This window comes from Neofamilia massiliensis (genome assembly GCF_001299475.1).
GTDB lineage: Bacteria > Bacillota > Clostridia > Tissierellales > Peptoniphilaceae > Neofamilia > Neofamilia massiliensis.
In genome coordinates this window covers 193,293-214,096 of record NZ_CYUJ01000002.1, presented here as the reverse complement: position 1 = coordinate 214,096, position 20,804 = coordinate 193,293, and the positions used below count along the sequence as shown (strand labels likewise).

The 20,804-nt window shown below is 35.9% G+C and carries 21 protein-coding genes, 1 tRNA gene and 1 other annotated feature; of the genes, 6 read left to right on the top strand and 16 right to left on the bottom strand.

Annotated features, from left to right (window positions below; all coding sequences use genetic code 11):
• Positions 1 to 128: 128 nt before the first annotated feature.
• Positions 129 to 205, top strand: a tRNA-Arg gene (locus BN2667_RS00955).
• A gap of 109 nt (positions 206 to 314) precedes the next feature.
• Here the strand turns inward: BN2667_RS00955 and BN2667_RS00950 are convergent.
• The 11 genes from BN2667_RS00950 to BN2667_RS00905 all read right to left on the bottom strand — a co-directional run bounded on the left by BN2667_RS00950 (position 315) and on the right by BN2667_RS00905 (position 8,963).
• Complete coding sequence (locus BN2667_RS00950; protein ID WP_054251475.1) at positions 315 to 521, bottom strand: hypothetical protein; 207 nt, start codon at positions 519 to 521, stop codon at positions 315 to 317.
• Between the two features lie 23 nt (positions 522 to 544).
• Entirely contained in the window at positions 545 to 739 is a 195-nt protein-coding gene (locus BN2667_RS00945; protein ID WP_054251474.1) for a hypothetical protein, read from the bottom strand.
• Between the two features lies 1 nt (position 740).
• Positions 741 to 866: a hypothetical protein gene (locus tag BN2667_RS09535; RefSeq protein WP_278308119.1), complete on the bottom strand. Its 126-nt coding sequence runs from the start codon at positions 864 to 866 to the stop codon at positions 741 to 743.
• Between the two features lie 147 nt (positions 867 to 1,013).
• Positions 1,014 to 1,235: a putative Se/S carrier protein gene (locus BN2667_RS00940; protein WP_054251473.1), complete on the bottom strand. Its 222-nt coding sequence runs from the start codon at positions 1,233 to 1,235 to the stop codon at positions 1,014 to 1,016.
• Positions 1,235 to 1,438, bottom strand: coding sequence for a sulfurtransferase TusA family protein (locus BN2667_RS00935; RefSeq protein WP_054251472.1), 204 nt, complete (start codon positions 1,436 to 1,438; stop codon positions 1,235 to 1,237). The genes BN2667_RS00940 and BN2667_RS00935 overlap by 1 nt, the downstream gene beginning before the upstream one ends.
• A 12-nt stretch (positions 1,439 to 1,450) precedes the next feature.
• Complete coding sequence (gene yedE, locus BN2667_RS00930; RefSeq protein WP_054251471.1) at positions 1,451 to 2,551, bottom strand: YedE family putative selenium transporter; 1,101 nt, start codon at positions 2,549 to 2,551, stop codon at positions 1,451 to 1,453.
• Entirely contained in the window at positions 2,552 to 3,706 is a 1,155-nt protein-coding gene (locus tag BN2667_RS00925) for an aminotransferase class V-fold PLP-dependent enzyme (protein WP_054251470.1), read from the bottom strand. It lies immediately after the preceding gene.
• 258 nt (positions 3,707 to 3,964) lie between these two features.
• Entirely contained in the window at positions 3,965 to 5,167 is a 1,203-nt protein-coding gene (locus tag BN2667_RS00920) for a glycosyltransferase family 4 protein (RefSeq protein ID WP_054251469.1), read from the bottom strand.
• Positions 5,130 to 6,092: an ABC transporter ATP-binding protein gene (locus BN2667_RS00915; protein ID WP_054251468.1), complete on the bottom strand. Its 963-nt coding sequence runs from the start codon at positions 6,090 to 6,092 to the stop codon at positions 5,130 to 5,132. The genes BN2667_RS00920 and BN2667_RS00915 overlap by 38 nt, the downstream gene beginning before the upstream one ends.
• On the bottom strand, positions 6,082 to 7,734 hold the full coding sequence (locus tag BN2667_RS00910) for an ABC transporter permease (protein WP_054251467.1): 1,653 nt from the start codon (positions 7,732 to 7,734) through the stop codon (positions 6,082 to 6,084). Before BN2667_RS00910 ends, BN2667_RS00915 begins: the two co-directional genes overlap by 11 nt.
• A 110-nt stretch (positions 7,735 to 7,844) precedes the next feature.
• On the bottom strand, positions 7,845 to 8,963 hold the full coding sequence (locus BN2667_RS00905; RefSeq protein ID WP_054251466.1) for an ABC transporter substrate-binding protein: 1,119 nt from the start codon (positions 8,961 to 8,963) through the stop codon (positions 7,845 to 7,847).
• Positions 8,964 to 9,328: 365 nt separating this feature from the next.
• Between BN2667_RS00905 and BN2667_RS00900 the strand changes: the two genes are divergently transcribed.
• Both BN2667_RS00900 and BN2667_RS00895 read left to right on the top strand, forming a co-directional pair.
• A complete protein-coding gene (locus BN2667_RS00900; RefSeq protein WP_054251465.1) occupies positions 9,329 to 10,975 on the top strand; it encodes a tryptophanase in 1,647 nt (548 codons plus the stop codon).
• A gap of 81 nt (positions 10,976 to 11,056) precedes the next feature.
• Entirely contained in the window at positions 11,057 to 12,400 is a 1,344-nt protein-coding gene (locus BN2667_RS00895) for a sodium-dependent transporter (protein WP_054251464.1), read from the top strand.
• Positions 12,401 to 12,459: 59 nt separating this feature from the next.
• On the opposite strand, the gene BN2667_RS00890 is transcribed toward BN2667_RS00895, so the two are convergent.
• From BN2667_RS00890 to BN2667_RS00880, 3 genes are all read right to left on the bottom strand, one after another.
• On the bottom strand, positions 12,460 to 13,044 hold the full coding sequence (locus BN2667_RS00890; RefSeq protein ID WP_054251463.1) for a histidine phosphatase family protein: 585 nt from the start codon (positions 13,042 to 13,044) through the stop codon (positions 12,460 to 12,462).
• Between the two features lie 70 nt (positions 13,045 to 13,114).
• Complete coding sequence (gene brnQ / locus BN2667_RS00885; protein ID WP_054251462.1) at positions 13,115 to 14,452, bottom strand: branched-chain amino acid transport system II carrier protein; 1,338 nt, start codon at positions 14,450 to 14,452, stop codon at positions 13,115 to 13,117.
• 74 nt (positions 14,453 to 14,526) lie between these two features.
• Positions 14,527 to 14,749 (bottom strand) — a binding site (T-box leader).
• 105 nt (positions 14,750 to 14,854) lie between these two features.
• Complete coding sequence (locus tag BN2667_RS00880) at positions 14,855 to 15,826, bottom strand: CYTH domain-containing protein (RefSeq protein WP_082380151.1); 972 nt, start codon at positions 15,824 to 15,826, stop codon at positions 14,855 to 14,857.
• A gap of 105 nt (positions 15,827 to 15,931) precedes the next feature.
• On the opposite strand from BN2667_RS00880, the gene BN2667_RS00875 reads away from it, so the two are divergent.
• Together BN2667_RS00875 and BN2667_RS00870 are read left to right on the top strand one after the other, a co-directional pair.
• Entirely contained in the window at positions 15,932 to 16,885 is a 954-nt protein-coding gene (locus BN2667_RS00875) for an NAD(P)-dependent oxidoreductase (RefSeq protein ID WP_054251460.1), read from the top strand.
• A gap of 97 nt (positions 16,886 to 16,982) precedes the next feature.
• Positions 16,983 to 18,353, top strand: a complete 1,371-nt coding sequence (locus BN2667_RS00870; RefSeq protein ID WP_054251459.1) for an NAD(P)/FAD-dependent oxidoreductase — start codon at positions 16,983 to 16,985, stop codon at positions 18,351 to 18,353.
• Positions 18,354 to 18,394: 41 nt separating this feature from the next.
• Here BN2667_RS00870 and BN2667_RS00865 read toward each other — a convergent pair whose 3' ends face one another.
• On the bottom strand, positions 18,395 to 18,922 hold the full coding sequence (locus BN2667_RS00865) for an NADH-quinone oxidoreductase subunit NuoE family protein (protein WP_202903546.1): 528 nt from the start codon (positions 18,920 to 18,922) through the stop codon (positions 18,395 to 18,397).
• 244 nt (positions 18,923 to 19,166) lie between these two features.
• Positions 19,167 to 20,072 (bottom strand): DMT family transporter, encoded by a 906-nt coding sequence (locus BN2667_RS00860; RefSeq protein WP_054251457.1) that lies wholly within the window; start codon positions 20,070 to 20,072, stop codon positions 19,167 to 19,169.
• Positions 20,073 to 20,220: 148 nt separating this feature from the next.
• Between BN2667_RS00860 and BN2667_RS00855 the strand changes: the two genes are divergently transcribed.
• The gene (locus tag BN2667_RS00855) at positions 20,221 to 20,784 is read left to right on the top strand and encodes a TetR/AcrR family transcriptional regulator (protein WP_054251456.1); all 564 of its coding nucleotides are present in this window, start codon (positions 20,221 to 20,223) and stop codon (positions 20,782 to 20,784) included.
• The last annotated feature ends 20 nt before the right edge of the window (positions 20,785 to 20,804 follow it).

Sequence of the window (20,804 nt, the reverse complement as noted above, 5' to 3'; positions counted from 1 at the left end):
ATAAATTCTATTAAATATATACCCACAAATGGATGATCTTATTAAAATAAGCCAGCCTTTACCTAGAATTTACATTTGACAAAGGACTAAGTTTTAAGTATTATAAATAGGTAATAAAAACAAAATATGTTTGTGTAGCTCAGCTGGATAGAGCGTTCGCCTCCTAAGCGAAAGGCCGTGGGTTCGACTCCCGCCACGAACACCATTTTAAGAGATGACTGATAAAGTTATCTCTTTTTTTCTTGGATTTAATTTAAAATTATTTGCAAAATAAAAACACCTAACTAATTTTTAGTTGGTGCTTGTTAGCAATGTTAATTTATAATCGCTCCTTTTTTCTTCATCTTGGCATAATACTTATCTCTCTTACTTCTGGCCTTTAAAAGCCCAGGAGATGCATGTTTAATTACATACTCTTCAAGATTTCCTTGCTCATTGTCATCTGCAAAATACGCATCCACTATTTTTGCTTCTTCCTCTTCAAATTCTATTGGAAGGCCACTTCTGCCATATTCTGTCATTTTAATTCCTCTTTAGTCGGTTCTTATTCAAGTATTTTAATTGATTTTATTTCTGATTGTAGTGCAGCAAGACTATTAGGTAAAAACAACATAGCTTCATCTTCATCATCTTCTTTTCTAATAAATTGTTCACAAAAAGTTTCCACAGTTGAGTCATCAAGTAATGTTATTTTTATCTTCTTGCCAACACACTTGGCCATTATTTTTTCACTTACCATTTTATTCTCCTTTTTTTCCTGGATAAATAACTTTTTCTATCTGGTCATATTCAATAGTCTCATCGTACCAACGACCAAAATCACCAAGTGTTACCTCAAATGCTTCTTGGTCTCCATAGATTTCCATTATGTCTCCTTCACGGCCATCTTTTAATTTTACTCTATCGAATAACTTAATCTTCACTTTTACCCTTCCCTTTTATATTTCTATTATACCATTCTTTCCTCAATCCAACTAAAAAATGACACTAGCTTCTCAACTAGTGCCATTTTATTATAAAACTTTAATTTGTTCCCACTCTATATCATTTGCTTCAAGTAATTTTTTTGTTACTTCTTCGTCTGAAGGTCTTCCTCTCCATGCTGTGCCGCAGCCTGCTGATAGGCTTCTTGGTACTGGGACCAATTTGCCGTAAAGATCTTTTTCTGCCATTATCGCTTCTGTGGCTATGGCATCTGCTGTGACATGGAAGGCGACGTATAAATATTTTTCCATTATTTAATGGTTAGAACAAAGTCTAAGCCATCTTCTACAAGATCAACTTTTTTTCCAAGTGGCTCAACAGCCTTCTTAATATTTTTTACTACATGAGCTTCGCTTACTAAAACTTTTAGCTCATCGTTTCCGCCTTCAAGGGCTTCTTTTACCATTAAAACTGGTTGTGGGCAAGATAGGCCTCTAACATCTAATTCTTTCATTTTCTTCTCCTTCTAAGCTTCTGTGCTTTCTTTCTTTTGGCCCCAAAAGCCAATTGCTAGTAGGACTATAATTGAAAAAATTACAAAAATCTTTCCATTAGGTCCAGGTCCACCTATTGATGCTGCTTTTTCTGCAGTTGCTGCAGCTGCTGGTGATGCTGCTAGAGAGAAGTTGTGGGCAAAGGCTGCGCCAACAAACATTCCTAAGAAAGTTACAACTGAGTCAGCTGATCCTGATGCTGCTAAAATAATTTGTCTTAGTGGACAGCCGCCTAATAATACTGCAGCTAAACCAACTGCAAACATTGATAAAATGTTCCAAAGGGTTTGGGCATGGGCAACTGGTCCAAAGGCTACAAACTTAAAGTTACCTGTTGCAATATTGAAAATAGTCATTACAACAAAGATTCCACCGATTATTGAAATTAGGCTAAAGTCTTTTAGTAAAAATATGTCTCTAAGTGATCCTGCAAAACACATTCTGCTTTTTTGAGCTAAAGCTCCAACTATTAGTCCGATAACAAGTGATGCAAGCATTGGTGCTCTCATGCTACCTGGTCCCTTTTCAGAAAAGGCAAATAATTGTGGGACGGCAAGAACTAGGATAAAGGCAAATAGAGTTATAAGTGGAAAGGCATAGCCGTTTCCTTGTTTAGTTGGATAAGCTCTTCCAAGTGAAAAACCTTTTTTCAAAAATAATACTCCAACATAAACTCCTGCTGCAAATCCTATTAGGCCAACATAAGCAGAAATATCTCCAGCTGACATTCTAAGTACCATTCTAAGTGGGCAGCCTAAAAATACTAGGGCACACACTACCATTATAAAGCCTAGGACAAATCTAATAACAGGAGATGATCCTCCCATTGATCTAAATTCTTTGTTTACAAGTGATAAACAAAAGGCTCCTAAAATCATTCCAACAATTTCTGGTCTAAAGTATTGGACTGCTTCAGCTGAATGCAAATGCATGGCTCCTGCTGTATCTCTAATAAAACAAGCTATACAAAATGCCATGTTCTTTGGGTTGCCAAAGTATGCAAGGATTGCTGCTCCAAGTCCAACTAATAAACCTATGACAAATAAACCTTTTTTCTTTTCAAAAAAATCCATTTAAAAACCTACTTCTTCTTTTGAGATTTCTCTTATAGCCTGGATGGCTATTTCAACTTCTTCTTTAGTATTAAAGTGGGAAAAACTAAAGCGAACCATTCCCTGGTCTACAGTTTTAAAACTTTTGTGCAATAAAGGCGCACAGTGACCTCCTGGCCTGGTAGAGATTTTATACTTGTCTGCAAGGACCATAGACACATAGGCCGAATCTATTTTCCCAAGATTAAAGCTGACAATTGGAGCTCTTTTTGAAAAATCTGAGTAGTCTCCAAAAAATTTTATGGAAGGAAGGTCTTTGATCCCCTCATAAAAATTTTTAGCAATCTTTTGAGCTCTTTCTGTTAACTTTTCCATGCCTTGGTCCTTAATATAAGTAAGCCCTGCTTCGAGACCAGCTAGGCCGTGGGAATTTAAAGTTCCAGCTTCAAGTCTAGTTGGCATTTCTTCTGGCTGAAGTTCATAATAAGTTTGAACTCCTGTACCTCCATATAAAAGTGGATCGATACTTATATTTTTCTTCACACAAAGGCCTCCTGTTCCTTGAGGTCCGTACAAGGACTTGTGGCCAGTAAAGCAAAAGACGTCAATATTCATAGCTTCCATGTCAATATTAAAGGCGCCAGCACTTTGAGACCCATCTACAATAAAAATAATTCCCTCTTTCTTACAAAAGTCTCCAAGTCTGTACAAGTCATTAATATTGCCAGTTACATTTGAAATGTGATTTGCTACTAGGACCCTAGTATTTGCTTTTTTCAAATCTTCTAATTGGTCTAAAAGCAAGTGACCTTCTGGGTCAATGCCAAGATAATCTAGGCTAATATTTCTACTTATCTTTAAAAAGTTTAAGGGCCTTAAAACAGAATTGTGGTCTGTCACAGTTGTAATAACATGGTCGTCTTCTTTTATTAGGCCAAGTAAGGCTACATTTAAAGCCTCAGTAGAATTTTTTGTAAAGGCAACTTGTTTAGGTCCGTCGCCATTAAAAAGTGCGTTTATCTTTCTTCTACAGGAAAAAACAATTCTATCAGCAGACAGACTTTCATCTGACGCTCCCCTAGAGGCATTGCCAGAATTTTTCATAGCATCAACAACTGCAGCAATAACTGAGTCTGGTTTTATCTTTGTTGTGGCAGCATTGTCAAAGTAATACATCCTTGGCCTCCTAGTATAAATATCTCACTTTGATTTTATAATAACAATCTATAAATCTCAATATATATAAATTTAATTTAAGTATATGGCTTATCTATTTAATTTTTCTATAAATCCCTGGTTTCCTTTTAAAAAAACTAATAAAAGGCGACTTTTATTTTTACAAATTTTTAAACTTTGATTTTTAAACTTTCTTAAAATTTTAAAATCTTGCTATTAAAATAAAAAAGATGTCCACTTCTGAACATCTTTGCTTTCCTATTTAATTATTTCAAAAATTCTCTTGCCAATGTGGTCCCAGGAATAGCAATAAATTGCCTGGTTGATTTCTTCTGTAAATATTTCTTTGTCCAGTCTTGAAACTTGGAGGAGAATTTTTTCTACCAGTCTTTTAACATAGGCTGGCTTGTCCTCTTCCACTGCCTGGTCTACATTTATAATTCTTGGCAGATCTACAAATTCAATTATGCCACTAGAACAAAGGTCTGGTCCTAGGAGAGTTTTTAGTCCTTCAATTTGAGAAGTCACTGCAAATTTGTGACAGGCAAGGGCTTCAATTGCAATTAGGCCTAGAGCTTCAAAATAAGATGGCAGAACAAAAATATCTGCGCATCTCAAGTGATTGGCCATTATTACTTGGTTTTCTGCGTCGTAGATTTTTAAATTTTCTAAGTTCTTAGCATTTGCTCTTAAGATTTTCTTGTCTTCTTCGCTGGCATTTCCTACTAGGTGGACTTCAATATTTTTATTGGCCTCAGCTAGTAGGGGCACAGTTGATGCAAGTTCAAAAACTCCCTTAGATGGAGAAATTTTTCCTGCATACATAATTATAATCTTGTCAGAAGCTCTTTTCTCCTTAGATGGATAAAAGACATTTTGATTATAGCCGCCGCCTACCAAACGTATTTTTGAAGGATCAATTTTTAAAAGCTCTACCATGGCCTGGTCTTCAGCTGAAGTTACTGTCAAAACCAAATCCAAGTCCTTTAAATTTTCTAACCTGTGAAGGAAGTGCTGGCATTTTTTTATTTGGCGAATATCAGTTCCGTGAGAGATGCCAACGACTTTTGCCTTAGGAAAGACCCTTCTAACTAAGTCAGTTACTAAAAATAAATGGTGAGAAATAACAAGATCAGGTTTAAAGGTCTCCTTCATCTTTAAAAGTTTCTCTTCAAAGGCTCCTAACAGCATGTCAATCTCAGCTTCTGTCATCTTTGAATAAATTGTAGACTCGTAAGGCATTAGGTCGCTCATGCCACAAATATGAAAGGGAAGGTCCTTTGTATCGTAGATAACCTCATCAATTAAATCTGCCTTGACCCTAACTTCATGACCTTCTTCGTAGCCATAAATCGCCGCATTTTCTACGCCTAAATTATTTAACGATTCAATTAAGTTGCTAAAATAAACTCCCGATCCAGTTTTAGCAGGAAGCTGGGTCAGTACATGTAGGATTTTCATTTATATGCTCCTCTTTGTATTTTACTTTAACTTTGTCTCCGACCTTGTAAGAAAAGTCTTGGTTTAAAACTAACATTTTTAACTTCTTGTCTTGGTTTTCTATTTTTAATTCTATAGTAGGTCCAAAGAAGGTCAGGTCTTTAATTTCAAAGTCTTCTCCATCATCTGCAAATTCAATTTTCTCTGGTCTAACGTAGGAGTCGCCAATGAAATTTTTTTGACCAATAAAGTCTAGGGTAAAGGAATTTTTTGGCTGGTTATAAATTTCGTCTGGCCTGCCTTGGTTTACAATTCTTCCCTGGTCTAAGATTATAATTTCATCTGCCATTACAAAGGCCTCTTTTTGGTCGTGGGTTACAAAAATTGTAGTTATATTAAATTCCCTCTGAATCCTTCTAATTTCAACCTGCATTTGGTCCCTAAGTTTTGCATCAAGAGCAGAAAGGGGCTCGTCCATTAGTAGGAGTTTTGGTTTAACTATAAGAGACCTAGCAAGGGCCACCCTTTGTTTTTCTCCTCCAGACAGTTCACTTGGATACCTGTTTTCGTAGCCCTTAAGGCCGACAATTTCTAAAATTTCTCTGGCTTCTTTGTGTCTTTTTGCTTTTGAGTCTGACCTGTTTTTAAATTTCAGGCCATAGGCCACATTTTTTTCCACTGTCATATGGGGAAAGAGGCCGTAAGATTGAAAGACTGTTGAAACGTCTCTGTCTTCTGGTGACTGTCTTGTAATATCCTGGCCATCTAAGAAGACCTGGCCCTCGTGGTGGATAAAACCTCCAATTGAGTGGAGGATAGTGGACTTTCCCGATCCAGATGGACCAAGAAGGCACAAAAATTTTCCTTCTTCTAGGGAAAAATTAATATCCCTTATGGCGTATTTGTCGCCGTATTTTTTTGACATATTTTTTATTTCAAGAAACATTAAAATCCCTCTTTCTTCCTCTAAATTTTTCTAGCCAGTCGCCCATTAAAAATCTCAATAGAATATTAAAGGCCAGACAAATTAAAATTATATAAAAGGCAATTACTGAACCGATGTTGTACTTGCCTGATTGGATAACATCAAACATAACTAGGGTTAGGACCTTCCTGCCTGGATAGACTAAAAAGATTATTGTCCCAACTGTTGTCATAGTTGTAGTAAAGGCGTTAATCATAGTTACCATTATAGCTGATTTAGTCATTGGAAGAACTCCGTCAACTAACTCGTTTACATAAGATCCACCTAGGTCCCTAATTGAATTTAAAGTATTTTTATCAACATCTTTCATTGCTGCGTTTTGGACCCTAGTTGAAAATGGCAGCTGTTTAAAAAGCACATTTAAAACAACAATGGCAGAAGTTCCAGTAATGGCTATTGGTGGAGATCTAAAAAATAGCAGATAGCCTAGGCCAAAAAAAGTTCCTGGAATTATATAGGGTAGGTTTGCAATAAGGTCGATGACCTTCATAAATTTATTTTTTCTAATAATTAAATAATAGCCAATTAAAAGTCCAAGAAGAGATCCGCCAACAGCTGAAATTAACGAATAAGCTATTGACCTATAAACTACATCGCCTATAAAAAACTTAGTTTCTCTAAAGTTATCTAAGGTAAAGACAAGTTTTCCCAGCTTCATTTTTGAAAAGGCTGTTAAAATTATTGACCCATAAAGACTTAGGATCCAGAGAATAAAAAATATTGCCAGAATTGAAACAAAATAGTAGACCAAACCAGATTTTTTCAAATCAACTTGATTGCTTCTGGACCTGTTGTGTTGGGCCAGGCTTGTAGAATTTATGTCCTTGGAAAAAATTAAATAAATTAAAAGAGTTGGCAGTAAAATTACTACATTCATTGCTGCCGCCTTGGATAAGTTTCCATTTGCTATAACTTCAAAATAAGATTCTAATGAGAGAACGGAAAATCTTCCGCCAATTATAGCTGGAGTTCCAAAATCTGACAGAGACCTAAAAAAACTTAAAAGGCCAACTGCCTTAAGACCATTTCTCATCGATGGAATAATTATATCTAAAATAATATTGTCAGTTGTAGCCCCAAGACTTCTTGCTGAATTGATAACATTTAAATCTAAAGCCTGTAAAAATCCAATTAAAAGCAAACTGTTAAGTGAAAGGTCGGATAAGACTTGCATAAAGACAACTCCCCACATGCCATAGGGATAAATATTTAAACCTAAAAGCCTGTAAGTAATTAATCCCCTACGACCAAAGAGACTTATATAGGAAAGTGACGAAACAAAAGGCGGGCTAATTAAAGTGAGAGACAAAATTCCAATTATAAAGGCCTGGGTCTTCTTGCCTGATAAAAAATAAAAAATCGCAACACAGGTAGCAGATATACAGGCAAAAATCGTAGTTAAAATTCCCATCTTAAAAGTATTAGTAAGCAAAGTCTTATTTGCTAAAATTTCCTTATAGTAATTAAGACTAAAAGATCCGTCAACAAAAAAACTCTCCTTAAAGACACTTAAAAAAGGTAGGAGGATAAAAATTATAACTAGGCTCGCCAGCGACAAGGCCACAAAAAAATCTAAAATATTTACTGCTTTAACTTTCTTCATAAAATCATCCTTAAAATTTCTCTTATATAATTATAGCCTATTTGAATAAATATTTCTTTGATTATGTAAAAAAAGTGGAGCTCCTTGGCCCCACTTTAAAAATTTAAATTTTATTCTACAGTTTTTCCTGATGAAAGTTCGTTAAATCTTTCTAGGATTCTTTCTCTATCAGAACCGAAAGTTGATAGGTCTTCTTTTACAAGCTTGTCAGCTGGAAGGCCTAGGTCAAAACCATTAACTCCTGGTACAATAAGTTGAGCAGAATCTTTGCCGTCAATTTCAGCGATCATTTCTTGGGCTTCTTCAGTTAACATAAAGTCGATGAAGGCCTTAGCAATGTCAGCATTTTCTGATCCCTTGAAAATTGCAACTCCTTCTGGAACCCATGGAATACCATCTTCTGGATAGATAACTGTTAGACCGTTATCTTTTGCAACGTCAAAGGCTTTTTTGTCAGCTGGAATAATACCAATTGCAAATTCGCCTTGGGCTGTTTTTTCTTGAGGGTCCTTACCACGTTTTGAATAGAAGTCGATGTTCTTATTAATGCCTTCAAAAATTTCCCAACCTTTTTCTTCTCCATAAAGGTCAAGTAGGCCCTTAAGAGCTGCATAGTTAGTTCCTGAAATAGCTGGGTTTGACATAATGATGTTGTGTTCGTAAACTGGGTCAGTTAAATCTTCCCAAGTTTTTGGCATTGGAAGATTTTGTTCTTTCATAAGTTCGTCGTTTACAATAAAACCAACAACTGTAAGTCCCTTAGCAATAAATGCTCCATCAGCATCCTTGTAGTCAGCTGGAACAACTTCAGTCATTTCAGATGTGTGGTTTTCTAAAAGTCCTTTGTCCCTAGCTGCCATAAAAGCATCAAGACCGCCGCCAAACCATAGGTCTGCCATTGATTTTCCTTCAGCTTCTGTTCTAGCTAGAACTTCACCAGAAGACATAGATAAAAATTCTACCTTTGCTCCTGTTTTTTCAGTGAACTTATCAAATAGTGGAACATAAGATTCGCTAGTTGCTACTACATTTAATGTTCTACCATCGAAGTTAGCTTCTTCAACTTCTTCTTCTGTTTGTTCTTCAGCTTGTTCAACTTTTTCTTCAGTTGCTTCAGCTGGTGTTTCAGCTGGTTTTTCAGCTTCGTTAGCATCTTTAGTTCCACAAGCAGTTAAAACTACCATGAAAACCATTAAAAGTGCTAACACTTTGTAAAAATTCTTTTTCATACTTTCCTCCATAAAATTATTAACATTGTAATTTATACCACAATTTAAGATTTTAAACAAGAAGTAATGAAGTTTTTATAAAATTTTCTTTTATTATTCATAATTCCCCTTAGTTTTGCGCTCTTTTAAAATAATTTTTTAATTCTAAAGTTTCAGCCTTTAAAAATCTAAAGCAAATGTATTTTTCTATAATTGACTTTTACTTTTTTAACAATTATAATAATTTTAGGCGATATGCAAAGGATTTCCTCTTTGCCTTGCCCTGATAGTTTTTACTGTCCGCTAGTCACATTTTGTCTGGGAAACAATTTGTGATAACCGGGGTATCTCAAATGCACAAAGCTTAGCTTTAAGGAGGTAATAGTATGACTGAAAAATACAAATTAAACGTTCCCGCACCAACCCATTTTACATTTGCCGTAAGAGATTTACCAAGTGTAAGTTTGGAACAAAGAGAAAGAGCACTTAAGGCTACTCACTACAACGAGTTTGCCTTCCCAGCAGCTATGTTAACTGTTGATATGCTTTCTGACTCTGGTACAACTGCAATGACCAACACCCAATGGGCTGCCCTATTCTATGGCGACGAAGCCTATGGTAGAAACACTGGTTATTATGTACTACTTGATACTTTTAGAGACATTTTCGAACGTGGTGGCGAAAAGAATTGGAAAAAAGTTATTGACCTAGTTCGCACTGACTGTAGAGATGTTGAAAAAATGATGGACGAAATGTACCTATGCGAATACGAAGGTGGCCTATTTAATGGCGGAGCTGCTCAAATGGAAAGACCTAATGCCTTTATTATCCAACAAGGCCGTGCAGCTGAATCTGTTTTAATGGAAATTGTTAGAAACATTTTAAACGAACGTCATCCAGGAAAAGTATTTACAATTCCATCTAACGGACACTTTGACACAACTGAAGGAAACATTAAACAAATGGGATCTATCCCAAGAAATCTTTATAACAAAGAACTACTTTATGAAATTCCTGAAGGTGGAAAATACGAAAAGAATCCATTTAAAGGAAATATGGATATAGAAAAATTAGAAGAACTTATTACAAAACTTGGACCAGAAAATGTTCCTCTAGTTTTTACAACAATTACTAACAACACAATTTGTGGCCAACCAGTTTCTATGGGAAATCTTAGAGAAATAAATAGAGTTGCCCACAAATATGAAATACCACTAATTTTTGACGTAGCTAGATGGGCAGAAAACGCCTACTTTATTAAGATGAACGAAGAAGGTTACGAAGATAAATCAATTGCAGAAATTGCTACAGAAATGTTCTCCTACTGTGACGGCTTCTGTATGTCAGCTAAAAAAGACGGCCACTCTAACATGGGCGGTATGCTTGCCTTCCGTGACAAGGGTCTATTCTGGCAAAAATTCTCTGACTTTAACGAAGACGGTTCAATGAAAATGGACGTAGGTGTTAGACTTAAAGTTAAACAAATTTCTTGCTATGGTAACGACTCTTATGGTGGAATGTCAGGTAGAGACATTATGGCCTTAGCTGTTGGCCTATATGAATCTTGTGACTTTAACTATATGCACAATCGTGTAAGTCAATGCGAATACCTAGCCCAAGGTTTCTACAAAGCTGGAGTAAAGGGAGTTGTTCTTCCTGCAGGTGGCCACGCCGTTTATATTAACATGGACGAATTCTTTGACAACAAACGTGGACCACTTACTTTTGCTGGCCAAGGTTTCTCAATTGAATTACTAAGAAGATATGGAATTAGAACAGCAGAACTAGGAAATTATTCTATGGAATACGACCTAAAGACTCCAGAACAACAAGCTGAAACTGCTAACGTAGTTCGTTTTGCCCTTGATAGAAGTAGACTTACTCAAGAGCACCTTGACTATGTAATAGCTGCTGTAAAAGCTCTTTATGAAGACCGTGAAAATATTCCAAACATGAGAATTGTTTGGGGACACAATTTACCAATGCGTCACTTCCACGCTTTCTTAGAGCCATATCCAAACGAAGACAAATAAATTAAAAAATAAAATTTTGAATAAGGACAATTCGCAATTTGAGTTGTCCTTATTTTTAAAAAACCATAACGGAGGATGCTTATGGAAAATAATAATATACAAAACCGTGATGGCTTTACTAGTAAGTGGGGCTTTATCCTTGCCTGTATAGGCTCAGCAGTTGGTATGGGAAATATTTGGAGGTTCCCAATAATGGTTTCCCTTTGGGGAGGCATGGACTTTTTAATTCCTTATTTCCTATGTGTAATTTTAATTGGATCAACAGGAGTTATAGAAGAATTTGCCCTAGGAAGATCAACTGGCGCTGGCCCAATTGGTGCCTTTGGAACTTGTACAGCAGTAAGATCTGGAAAAAGTAGACCTGGAGAGTTAATTGGTGCCATTCCAATTTTAGGCTCCCTTGCCCTAGCAATTGGCTACACAGTTGTAATGGGATGGATTTTTAAATACACAGCCATGTCCTTTACAGGAAAACTTATAGCCATGGGCCAAGACATGAACGTAATTGGCGGAACCTTTGACCAAGTTGCAGTAGATAATGTTCCTTGGATCATTGTTGCCATTGTCGTTACCTTTATAATAATGTCAATGGGAGTTTCTAATGGAATTGAAAAGGCCAATAAGATTATGATGCCTATTTTATTCTTCCTCTTTGTAGGTCTAGCTATTTATATAGCAACCCTACCTGGAGCAGCTAATGGATACAAATATATCTTTACCCTAGACCCATCAAGGCTATCTGACCCAATGCTTTGGATCTTTGCCTTTGGCCAAGCCTTCTTCTCACTTTCAGTTGCAGGCCACGGCTCAGTAATTTATGGATCATATTTGCCAAAAGACGAAGACCTTCCAAGGTCTGCCTTAAACGTTGCAGTCTTTGATACTATGGCAGCCTTACTTGCAGCCTTTGTAATAATTCCTGCTATGGCAGCTGGTGGAGCTCCCCTTGAAAAAGGTGGCCCTGGTCTAATGTTTGTTTGGTTAGTAAATGTAATTAACGGCATGCCTGCTGGAACACTAATTGGAATAATTTTCTTTGTCTGTGTTTTATTTGCAGGAGTAAGCTCAATTATAAACCTATACGAAGCATCAGTTGCAACTCTTCAAGACGAATTTAGAATGTCTCGTATAAAATCTACAGCCATAATACTTGCCATAGGTTGCGTTGTTGCAATTCTTATCCAAAAGATAACTGGCGAGTGGATGGACTTTGTTTCAATTTATATTTGTCCACTAGGAGCCTTCCTAGCAGGAGCTATGTTCTTCTGGGTTGCTGACAAGGACTTTGCCCTAAATGCAGTTAACCAAGGAAGAAAAGATGGCAAACCAATTGGAAATTATTTCTACAACCTAGGAAAATTTGTTTACGTACCACTTTGTATAGTTGCTTTAATTTTAGGAGCAATTTTAGGTGGTATCGGTTAATTTAAAACTTTCTCACAAAACAAAAGACCCAGATCTTGGGTCTTTTTTCGTGTCCATATTTATTTGTCATCAACAATTGATTTTTCAAAGGTCCATTTGCCATTTTCGAAATTATAGACTTTTAGTTCGCAGTTTTTTGGTTTTGGGCGCCACTTGATTTTATTTTTTTTGTTTTCCAAATAACCAGCCAAGGCGCGAATAATTCCTCCGTGGCAGACAACTAGTACATTGTCATAAGACTTTTTTTCTAAATCTTTTAAAAAACTTCCTGCTCTCTCAGTCATCGAGTTAATTGATTCAACTGTTTTTGGATTTGGAAAAACTTCTGGAAGCAGCCAGTAGGCCCACATCTTTAGGCCGAGTTTCTTAAAAGGCTTTTTGTCATAAAGACCAAAGTCAACTTCAATTATTCTCTGATCGACTTTAACTTCATCTATGGGAATGCCTGCAATAATCGAAGCTGTTTCTTTTGCCCTACTTAATGGAGATGCATAAACTCCATCAAAGACTAAGTCGCCTTTAAGCCTTCCAACTCTTCTCGCCTGGTCTCTGCCAAAGTCATTTAGAGGTTGGTCCACTAGGCCCTGCATTAATTTTTCTTTATTTAAATCAGTTTGTCCATGTCTAACAAGCCACAATTTCATTTAATCACCTAATATAGTTTTACTTCTATCTTAATACCCTTAATAGACAAAAGCAAATTTTTTAAGCTACTTATATCAAATCACTTTTTACCTTAGAGCCTTGTCTAGAAAAGACTTTATATATTAAAGTAACTAAAATAACTGCAAAAGTCGTTGGCAAAATCCAACTTAAGCCTACATCGGAAAACTTTAAGCCTTGTTCAAAGGCAGTTAAAAACGGCAATTTTATATTATAAGAGTTGGCCAAGTTAATAAAAGGCAAAATCACTGCTAAAAATGCTCCGACTTGGTAAGAAAGCCTTGGGTACTTTATATAGTCTTGGCTTATTCCAAGTACAATTAATAAAAGAGACACAGGATAAATTAAAGTCAGTAACGGAACAGAATAAGCAAGCAAATTATTTAGACCAAAGTTTGCAAATACAAAGGAGAACAAGGTCCAAATAATAACCCAACTTTTATAAGAAATTTTTTCTTTAAAAAGTCTATAAAAGTAATCTCCTCCTGAAGTAATAAGACCTATACAAGTTGTTAAACAAGCAAGAGTAAAAATTACTGCAAGTAAAACTATACCAAAATTTCCTAAGGCCAAACTTACAGCTTCTGATAAAATTATAGCTCCATTTTCAACGCCAACTAAAGTAGCTGAAGATCTTTGGCCTAAAAAAGACAACATGGCATAGACAATAAATAATAAGGCTCCAGCGCCAATTCCAGCCTTAGCTGTATATTTTGTTACTTCATTTTGATCTTCTATACCAAGCTGAGAAATAGACATAGCTATAACCAAACCAAAATTTAAAGCAGCTATTGCATCTAAAGTTTCGTAGCCTTTTAAAAATCCTTGGGCGATAGGACTAGTTTTGTAGGCGCCAACAGGATCTGCAACACTAGCTGGCAAAAATAAAAGTCTAAAAAACATAAAGGCTATTAATATAAGTAGAAGAGGGCTTAAATATTTTCCCATTTTGTCCACTAGTTCATTTGGTTTTAAACTAACAAGTAAGGCAAAAGCAAAAAATATTAGAGTATAAATAAATCTAGCAGCATTTAAATTAATGTTTGCAGGAATATAAGGGGCAATTGCAAGTTCAAAAGGAACACTTCCTGCCCTAGGAATTCCAAGACCTGGTCCTATAGAAAAAAAAGTGATTAAAGTAAAAACTATAGAAAACTTTGGCCCAACCCTATTAGCTAAATTTGTAAGTCCTCGAGTTTTTCCAACTGCAATAGAACCAAGAACAGGAAACAAAACTGCAGTAATAGAAAAACTTAAAAGTGCTGGCCACAAAAATGTCCCTGCTTGGTTGCCTAGTAGTGGTGGAAAAATTAAATTTCCTGCACCAAAAAACATAGCAAATAGCATAACACTTACTTGTGAAAATTCACTTCTCGATAATTTTTTCATAAAACTTCCTCCCTTAAAACCTTAGAAAAATAAATTGACAAATTACCTATAAAAAAAAGTCCCTTGTCTATTTTACAAAGGACGAATAATTTCCGCGGTACCACCTTTTTTCTTAAAAATTAAGCACTCAAACATCTAACAATGTTGGGTTTTGATAACGAAAAACCACTACGGCAAGTCTTACTTTATTCAGACTGCTTTATAAGAAAAATGATTTTCATCTAATTTCAACTATAAGCTCCCACCAACTGCCTACTCTCTGGAAGTTTCAAAAAGACTACTCGTTTTTTCATAAATTTAATTTCTAAGATTTTTTTATTATTAAAAGTATTATAAGACTTGGGCCAAGGTCTGTCAAGTTAAATTTAAATTTTTATAAAGAATTTCAGTCTAGCTTAAATATTAACCTTGTCTTTCCTCCAAGGCTCTTAAAAATCTTCCAAATTTAGACAAGTCATTGACTTTAACTTCATCAAGGCCTAGGGTCTTTCTAAGTTCAGAAATATTATTTTGTGGACCTTCCATTTCTATTTCATAGTCGACCTTATTAAAATAGCTAGACTTATCAAAGGCCAGGGCTATGTTTTTATATTTTACTTCATCTCTTATAGTTTCAAGAGATCCTAAAAATGGCACAGATCCTTTTAGAGAATTTTCAAGATAGTCTTCAAGTTTTAAAGATCCTGCTGCCATAATTTTATCAAAATCATCTTTAGAAATAGTTGCAGACTTTTCTGTTGAAAGATCTTTAGCATCTATCTTTTTTTCTTTAACTGTCAAGGTGTACTTGCCTGCTTTTTCTCTAATTCTAATAGTAGTCGACTTGTCTTTTACTAAAGCTTTTGGGTCGAAATAATAATTAACCTGTCTCTTTGGATTTTTATCTTTTACAAAGTCCTTATAAATTTTTTCAAAAGTCTCCTTGGCTAGAAGAAATTTTATTTCCTGTTCAAAATCTTCCTTAACTAAATAGTTTTCATTTACTAAGGCTAAAAAGTTCTTTGCCTCTTCTTCGTCTAAGACTTTTCCATTTTCAAAGTCATCTAGGCCTTCAATGTAGACTTGATGAATTTTTATAAAAGACTCAATGGCCCAGGCACAAGTTTCTCCCTCACCAGCCACAGAAAAGTTTCCAAAGTCGTATTCATTTGAAAAGTCTACCATGTCATCTCCAGGCAGGCAGACACTTTCTGAAAAATTAATTTGGCCGTAGAGAATTTTCTCATCTGGGTCAAATAAAAATCCAACAAGGTCCCCTTCTACTCTTTTATCTAAATAAAAATACAGGCTCTTTCCTGCTTCTATTTTTTCCCAATCACTTTCACTTCCCCTTAAAAGGACATAAGTTTTTTTAATATCGTTCTTGTTCATCATCTAGCCTCCTCTTATTATCGCTTATACCCTAAAAATTCCTATCTTAAGACTAGAGAAGAAGGGTATAGGATAAATACGAAAAGAAAAAGAGAGGACGGATAAAATATGAAAACAGTATTAGTTGAACCACTAACAATTAGTAAAGAAGCTTTAGAAAACTACGGGAAAAATTTAAAAACTGCCGGCAATGACTTTGCCTTTTATGACACAAAGCCAACAAGCACAGAAGAATGGCTAGAAAGAACTAAAGACGCCGACCAAATAATTCTCGCCAACACAAAAATGCCAGAAGCAGTTATTGAAGAAAACAAAAATCTAAAATACATCAACATTGCCTTTACAGGAACTGACCACGTGCCAGTTGACCTAGCCAAGTCCAAGGGCATAATCGTTTCAAATGCTGCAGGCTATTCAGACCAAGCAGTTGCAGAACTGGCCATTGGCATGACAATAAACCTACTTAGAGACATAAAAAAAGCCGACTGGGGAACAAGAAATAAAATGAAAACCTCTGACTTTCTTGGCCAAGAAATTGCAGGGAAAAAAGTTGGCATAATTGGAGTTGGAAAAATCGGCCTTCGAACAGCAGAACTCTTTAAGGCCTTTGGAGCAGACCTTTACGGCTACAACAGATCTCAGTCCAAAGAAGCCCTAGACCTTGGAGTAAAATTCCTAGACCTAGACGAACTTTTAAAAATCTCTGACATAGTAACAGTCCACTTGCCTCTAAACGATTCAACAAGAGACACAATTTCTGAAAGAGAACTTGCCTTGATGAAAGAATCTGCAATATTAATTAACTGCGCCAGAGGTCCAATTGTAAACACAAAGGCCCTAGTCCACGCCCTTAAAAATAAAAAACTTGCAGGAGCAGGCATTGACGTCTTTGATACAGAGCCACCATTTACAGCTGGCGAAGAAATCCTAGACCAAGACCTGGCCTTACTCACTCCCCACATAGGATTTTTCACTAGAGAATCAATGGATAAGAGAGCGGAAATCGTCTTTGCAAATGCTGAAGATTTTTTAAAGGGAAGAGACATAAAAACTAGAATCTAAAAAGAGATTTTTTAAGGGCCCAAGATCTGGGTCCTTTTTTTACTTTGAATTTTTTATCTTTCTTGGTAAAATTATCCTAGGAGGCTTAGCTGATAAAATGAAATCTTATGACATAATCTTTGTAGGCTCAGGAGCTGCCGGAGTTTTTGCTGCCTACGAATTTACAAAATTACAAACAAAAAAATCAATTCTCATAATAGATGGAGGCAACGACATTTATAAAAGGTCTTGTCCAATAACTGCTGGAAAAGTTGAAACTTGTATAAACTGCAAGCCATGTAATATTATGCAAGGCTTTGGCGGAGCAGGAACTTTGTCAGATGGAAAATACAACATTACCACAGAATTTGGCGGCGACCTTCACAGGGTTCTTGGCGAAAAAAAGGCGCTAGAGCTAATGGAATATGTAGACAAGGCCATGGTCAGCTTTGATAAGGGAGAATCAAAACTCTACGAAACAACTTCTACCAACTTAAAGACCCTTTGTCTAAAAAACAATCTCCACCTACTTGATGCCAAGGTCAGACACTTTGGCACAGATAGGAACCAAGAAATTCTAAAGAAAGTTTATGCCTATACCAAAGACTCAGTAAGCTATATGTTTAACACCATCGCCAGGGAAATAGACTACGAAAATGGCAAATACTTGGTCCATACAGACAAGGGAATTTTTACTTGTGACAACTTAGTCCTTGCCTCTGGCAGGTCTGGATCAAAATGGATGAGCAAAATCTTTGACAGGTTTTCCATAGAGACAAAATCTAACAAGGTTGACATTGGAGTTAGAGTTGAACTTCCAGGAGAAATTTTCAAACACCTAACAGACGAAGTTTATGAAGCAAAAATCGTCTTTAAGTCAGACAAGTACAACGACATGGTTAGAACTTTTTGTATGAACCCTTATGGCAATGTAGTTGCAGAAAATACAGGCGGCCTAATTACAGTAAATGGCCATGCCTATGCTGACAAGAACAAACTCTCTCCAAACACTAACTTTGCCCTTTTGGTTTCTAACACTTTTACTGAACCCTTTAGAGACTCAAACGAATACGGCGAGTCCATAGCCAGACTTTCAAATATGTTAGGTGGCGGAGTTCTTATGCAAAGGTTCGGCGACCTGGTCAAAGGCAGAAGGTCTTCAGAAAGAAGAATGAGAAAGTGCTTTACTAAGCCAACCCTTCAAGCTACCCCTGGCGATCTTTCTCTAGTAATTCCAAAAAGACAGCTGGACACAATAATAGAAATGATCTACCAGCTAGATAAAATCGCCCCAGGAACTGCCAACGAAGACACCCTTCTATATGGAGTTGAAGTAAAATTTTATAACTCCCAAGTTAGCATTGACCAAAACTTCCAAACTGAAAAGAAGGGCCTTTATGCAGTAGGCGACGGCTCAGGTCTAACTCACTCCCTATCCCAAGCCTCAGCATCAGGAGTCCAAATCGCAAGAATTTTAAATGATTTATAAAATGAAAAGACCAGGATCTAAATTTCCTGGTCTTATTTTATCTACAAATCTTCTTTTATCTTTTTCATTAAGTCCTTGGCCTTTTCGGCGTCCATATTGTGGAAAAACTTGTCGTTTACTAAAACATTAGGCCCCTTGGTGCAGTGCCTAAAACAGTTTTGACTTCTTAGGCGAACCTTCCCATCACAACTAGTTTGATTAAAATCAAAACCCAATTCCGACCTTATAACTTTAATGACCTCAGCTGAATTTCTCTTGGCACACCTTGGTCCAGTACAACAAACTATGTCGTAAACTAGGGCTGACTTTTTTATTCCAGGCATAAACCTAAGGAGAGTGTTAATAATCTTTTCATCAACTTCAAAGGCTGAAGCAATTTCACTAATATGACTTTCAGAAACCTGGTCAAAATAATCCTGGCAGACCCTAAGAGCAGCCTTAACACCTTCTTGGTTTCCTTTTCCAAAACTGTGGCTAAGGTCCTCTAAATCTTCTCTAAAAAATAAGTCTTTGTTTTCTTCCATGTCTTCTCCTAGTATTTTTATTTTTCTATCTTTAAATCTACCCAATTTAAAATAGATTTAAAGATAGAAAATTTTCTCAGCCTACAAAACATTAAGAGACATTCAAAGCCCTAGTCCAAATCTCCCCTTTGATTGCAATATCGTGGGGACTGACCCTTGTGGTCTGTCCCCCTTTACCATATTACTGCCGACCGAAAGAGAAGGTCGATTGGCTAGAATTCGACGGCCTATTTAGCTGTGTCCCCTTTCTATTTGTTATAAATAACTCCAAACTCTTTATTAAAACTTCTCAAATATCCTTAGACTTTTTAAACAAGGGTTTGTCATTAGAAGAAACAAAGGCTCCAATAGCCATTAAAGCCAAGGCAAGAAAATAATTTGCCCCTGGCATTTCTTTAAAAATTATCAAAGACAAAAAAGTTGCAATAAAAGGAGCCACTGCATAATAGGCACTAGTCCTAGCAGCACCCAAATACCTTTGAGCATAAACATAAAAATAAATACTAAGCCCATAGGCCACAAAACCTAAAAGCAAAACTGCAAAAACGCTCCAAAGATTTTGAACCCTTTCACCAATAACTAGGCCAATAATAAGAGAACCTAGACCAGAAAAAATTCCCTTAATCAAAACAATTTCAAGAGGATCCTTAGAAGAAATTTTTCTAGTACAATTATTTTCAAAGCCCCAACAAACAGCAGCAAGTAAGACAAATAAAGATCCGTAAGAAAATTTCAAAGACGAAAAATCCTCAAAAGACAAAATCATACAAGACAAACTGATAAAAATAATTCCCAACCAAAGTCTTAGGCTGATCTTTTCCTTAAAAACTCCTAGGGCAATTAAGGCAGTAGCTACAATTTCAAAATTATTAAGCAGAGACGCACTAGCAGCACTTGAAGAACTTAGACCAATAAGCAGACAAATTGGTGCAATAATATCTAAAAGAACCATGGCTATAGTAAAGGGAAGTTCTCTCTTAGTAAGCCTTGCCTCTACTTGGTCCTTGACCCTCATCTTCCTAAAAAAAGTTAAAAATACCATTCCCAAACCTGCACCCAAATATAAAAATCCCGCCATTAAAGTTGGCTCCATATAGGCCAAAAGGATTTTTGAAAAAGGGGCACTTATTGCATAAAGACCAGCTGCCAAAATAGCCAAAGTTATTCCTTCATTTATTTTCTTATTATCTATCATTTCTTGACACTCCTAAAATAAAGATGTAATATTTGTATAATATCGTACACTTTGTTCGATTGTATCATGAAAAAATTATTAAAATAATAAGTAAATCTTTGAAAATGTATTATACTGAACAAATCTTAAAAATTGATTGGAGATTAAAATGGATAGACGCCAAGAAAAAACCAGACAGGCAATTTTTACAGCCTTTAGTTTTCTTTTAGAAGAAAAAAATTATAACAAAATAACAGTCCAAGAAATAATTGACAAGGCAAATATTGGCAGGTCCACATTTTATGCCCATTTTGAAACCAAGGACCAACTCCTAAGCGAAATCTGCCAAGAACTATTTTCTCATGTTCTAGAAACTGCAGTAGACAAAAATTCAGTCACTGGCCTTTACTCGCAGAAGTCCGCCCCTAAGTCAGTCTTTTCTCATCTCTTGCAACACCTAGAAAAAAACGACCACAAAATTTTATCCCTCCTAGCCTGCGAAAGTAATGAAATATTTCTCCGCTACTTTAAAGACAGCCTCAAAAACCTAATAAAATCCCAATATATAAATCTTCAAGAAAGAAAAAATAAAAATGTCCCAGAAGACTTTCTAATCAACCACATCTCCACAAGCTTTGTAGAAATGATTTTGTGGTGGATAAAAGATGGAAAAAAATACCCAGCAAAAGACCTAGACAAATATTTTAAAGCAGTTATAGATCCAATCTTATAAAAAAATAAGGCATGGAATTA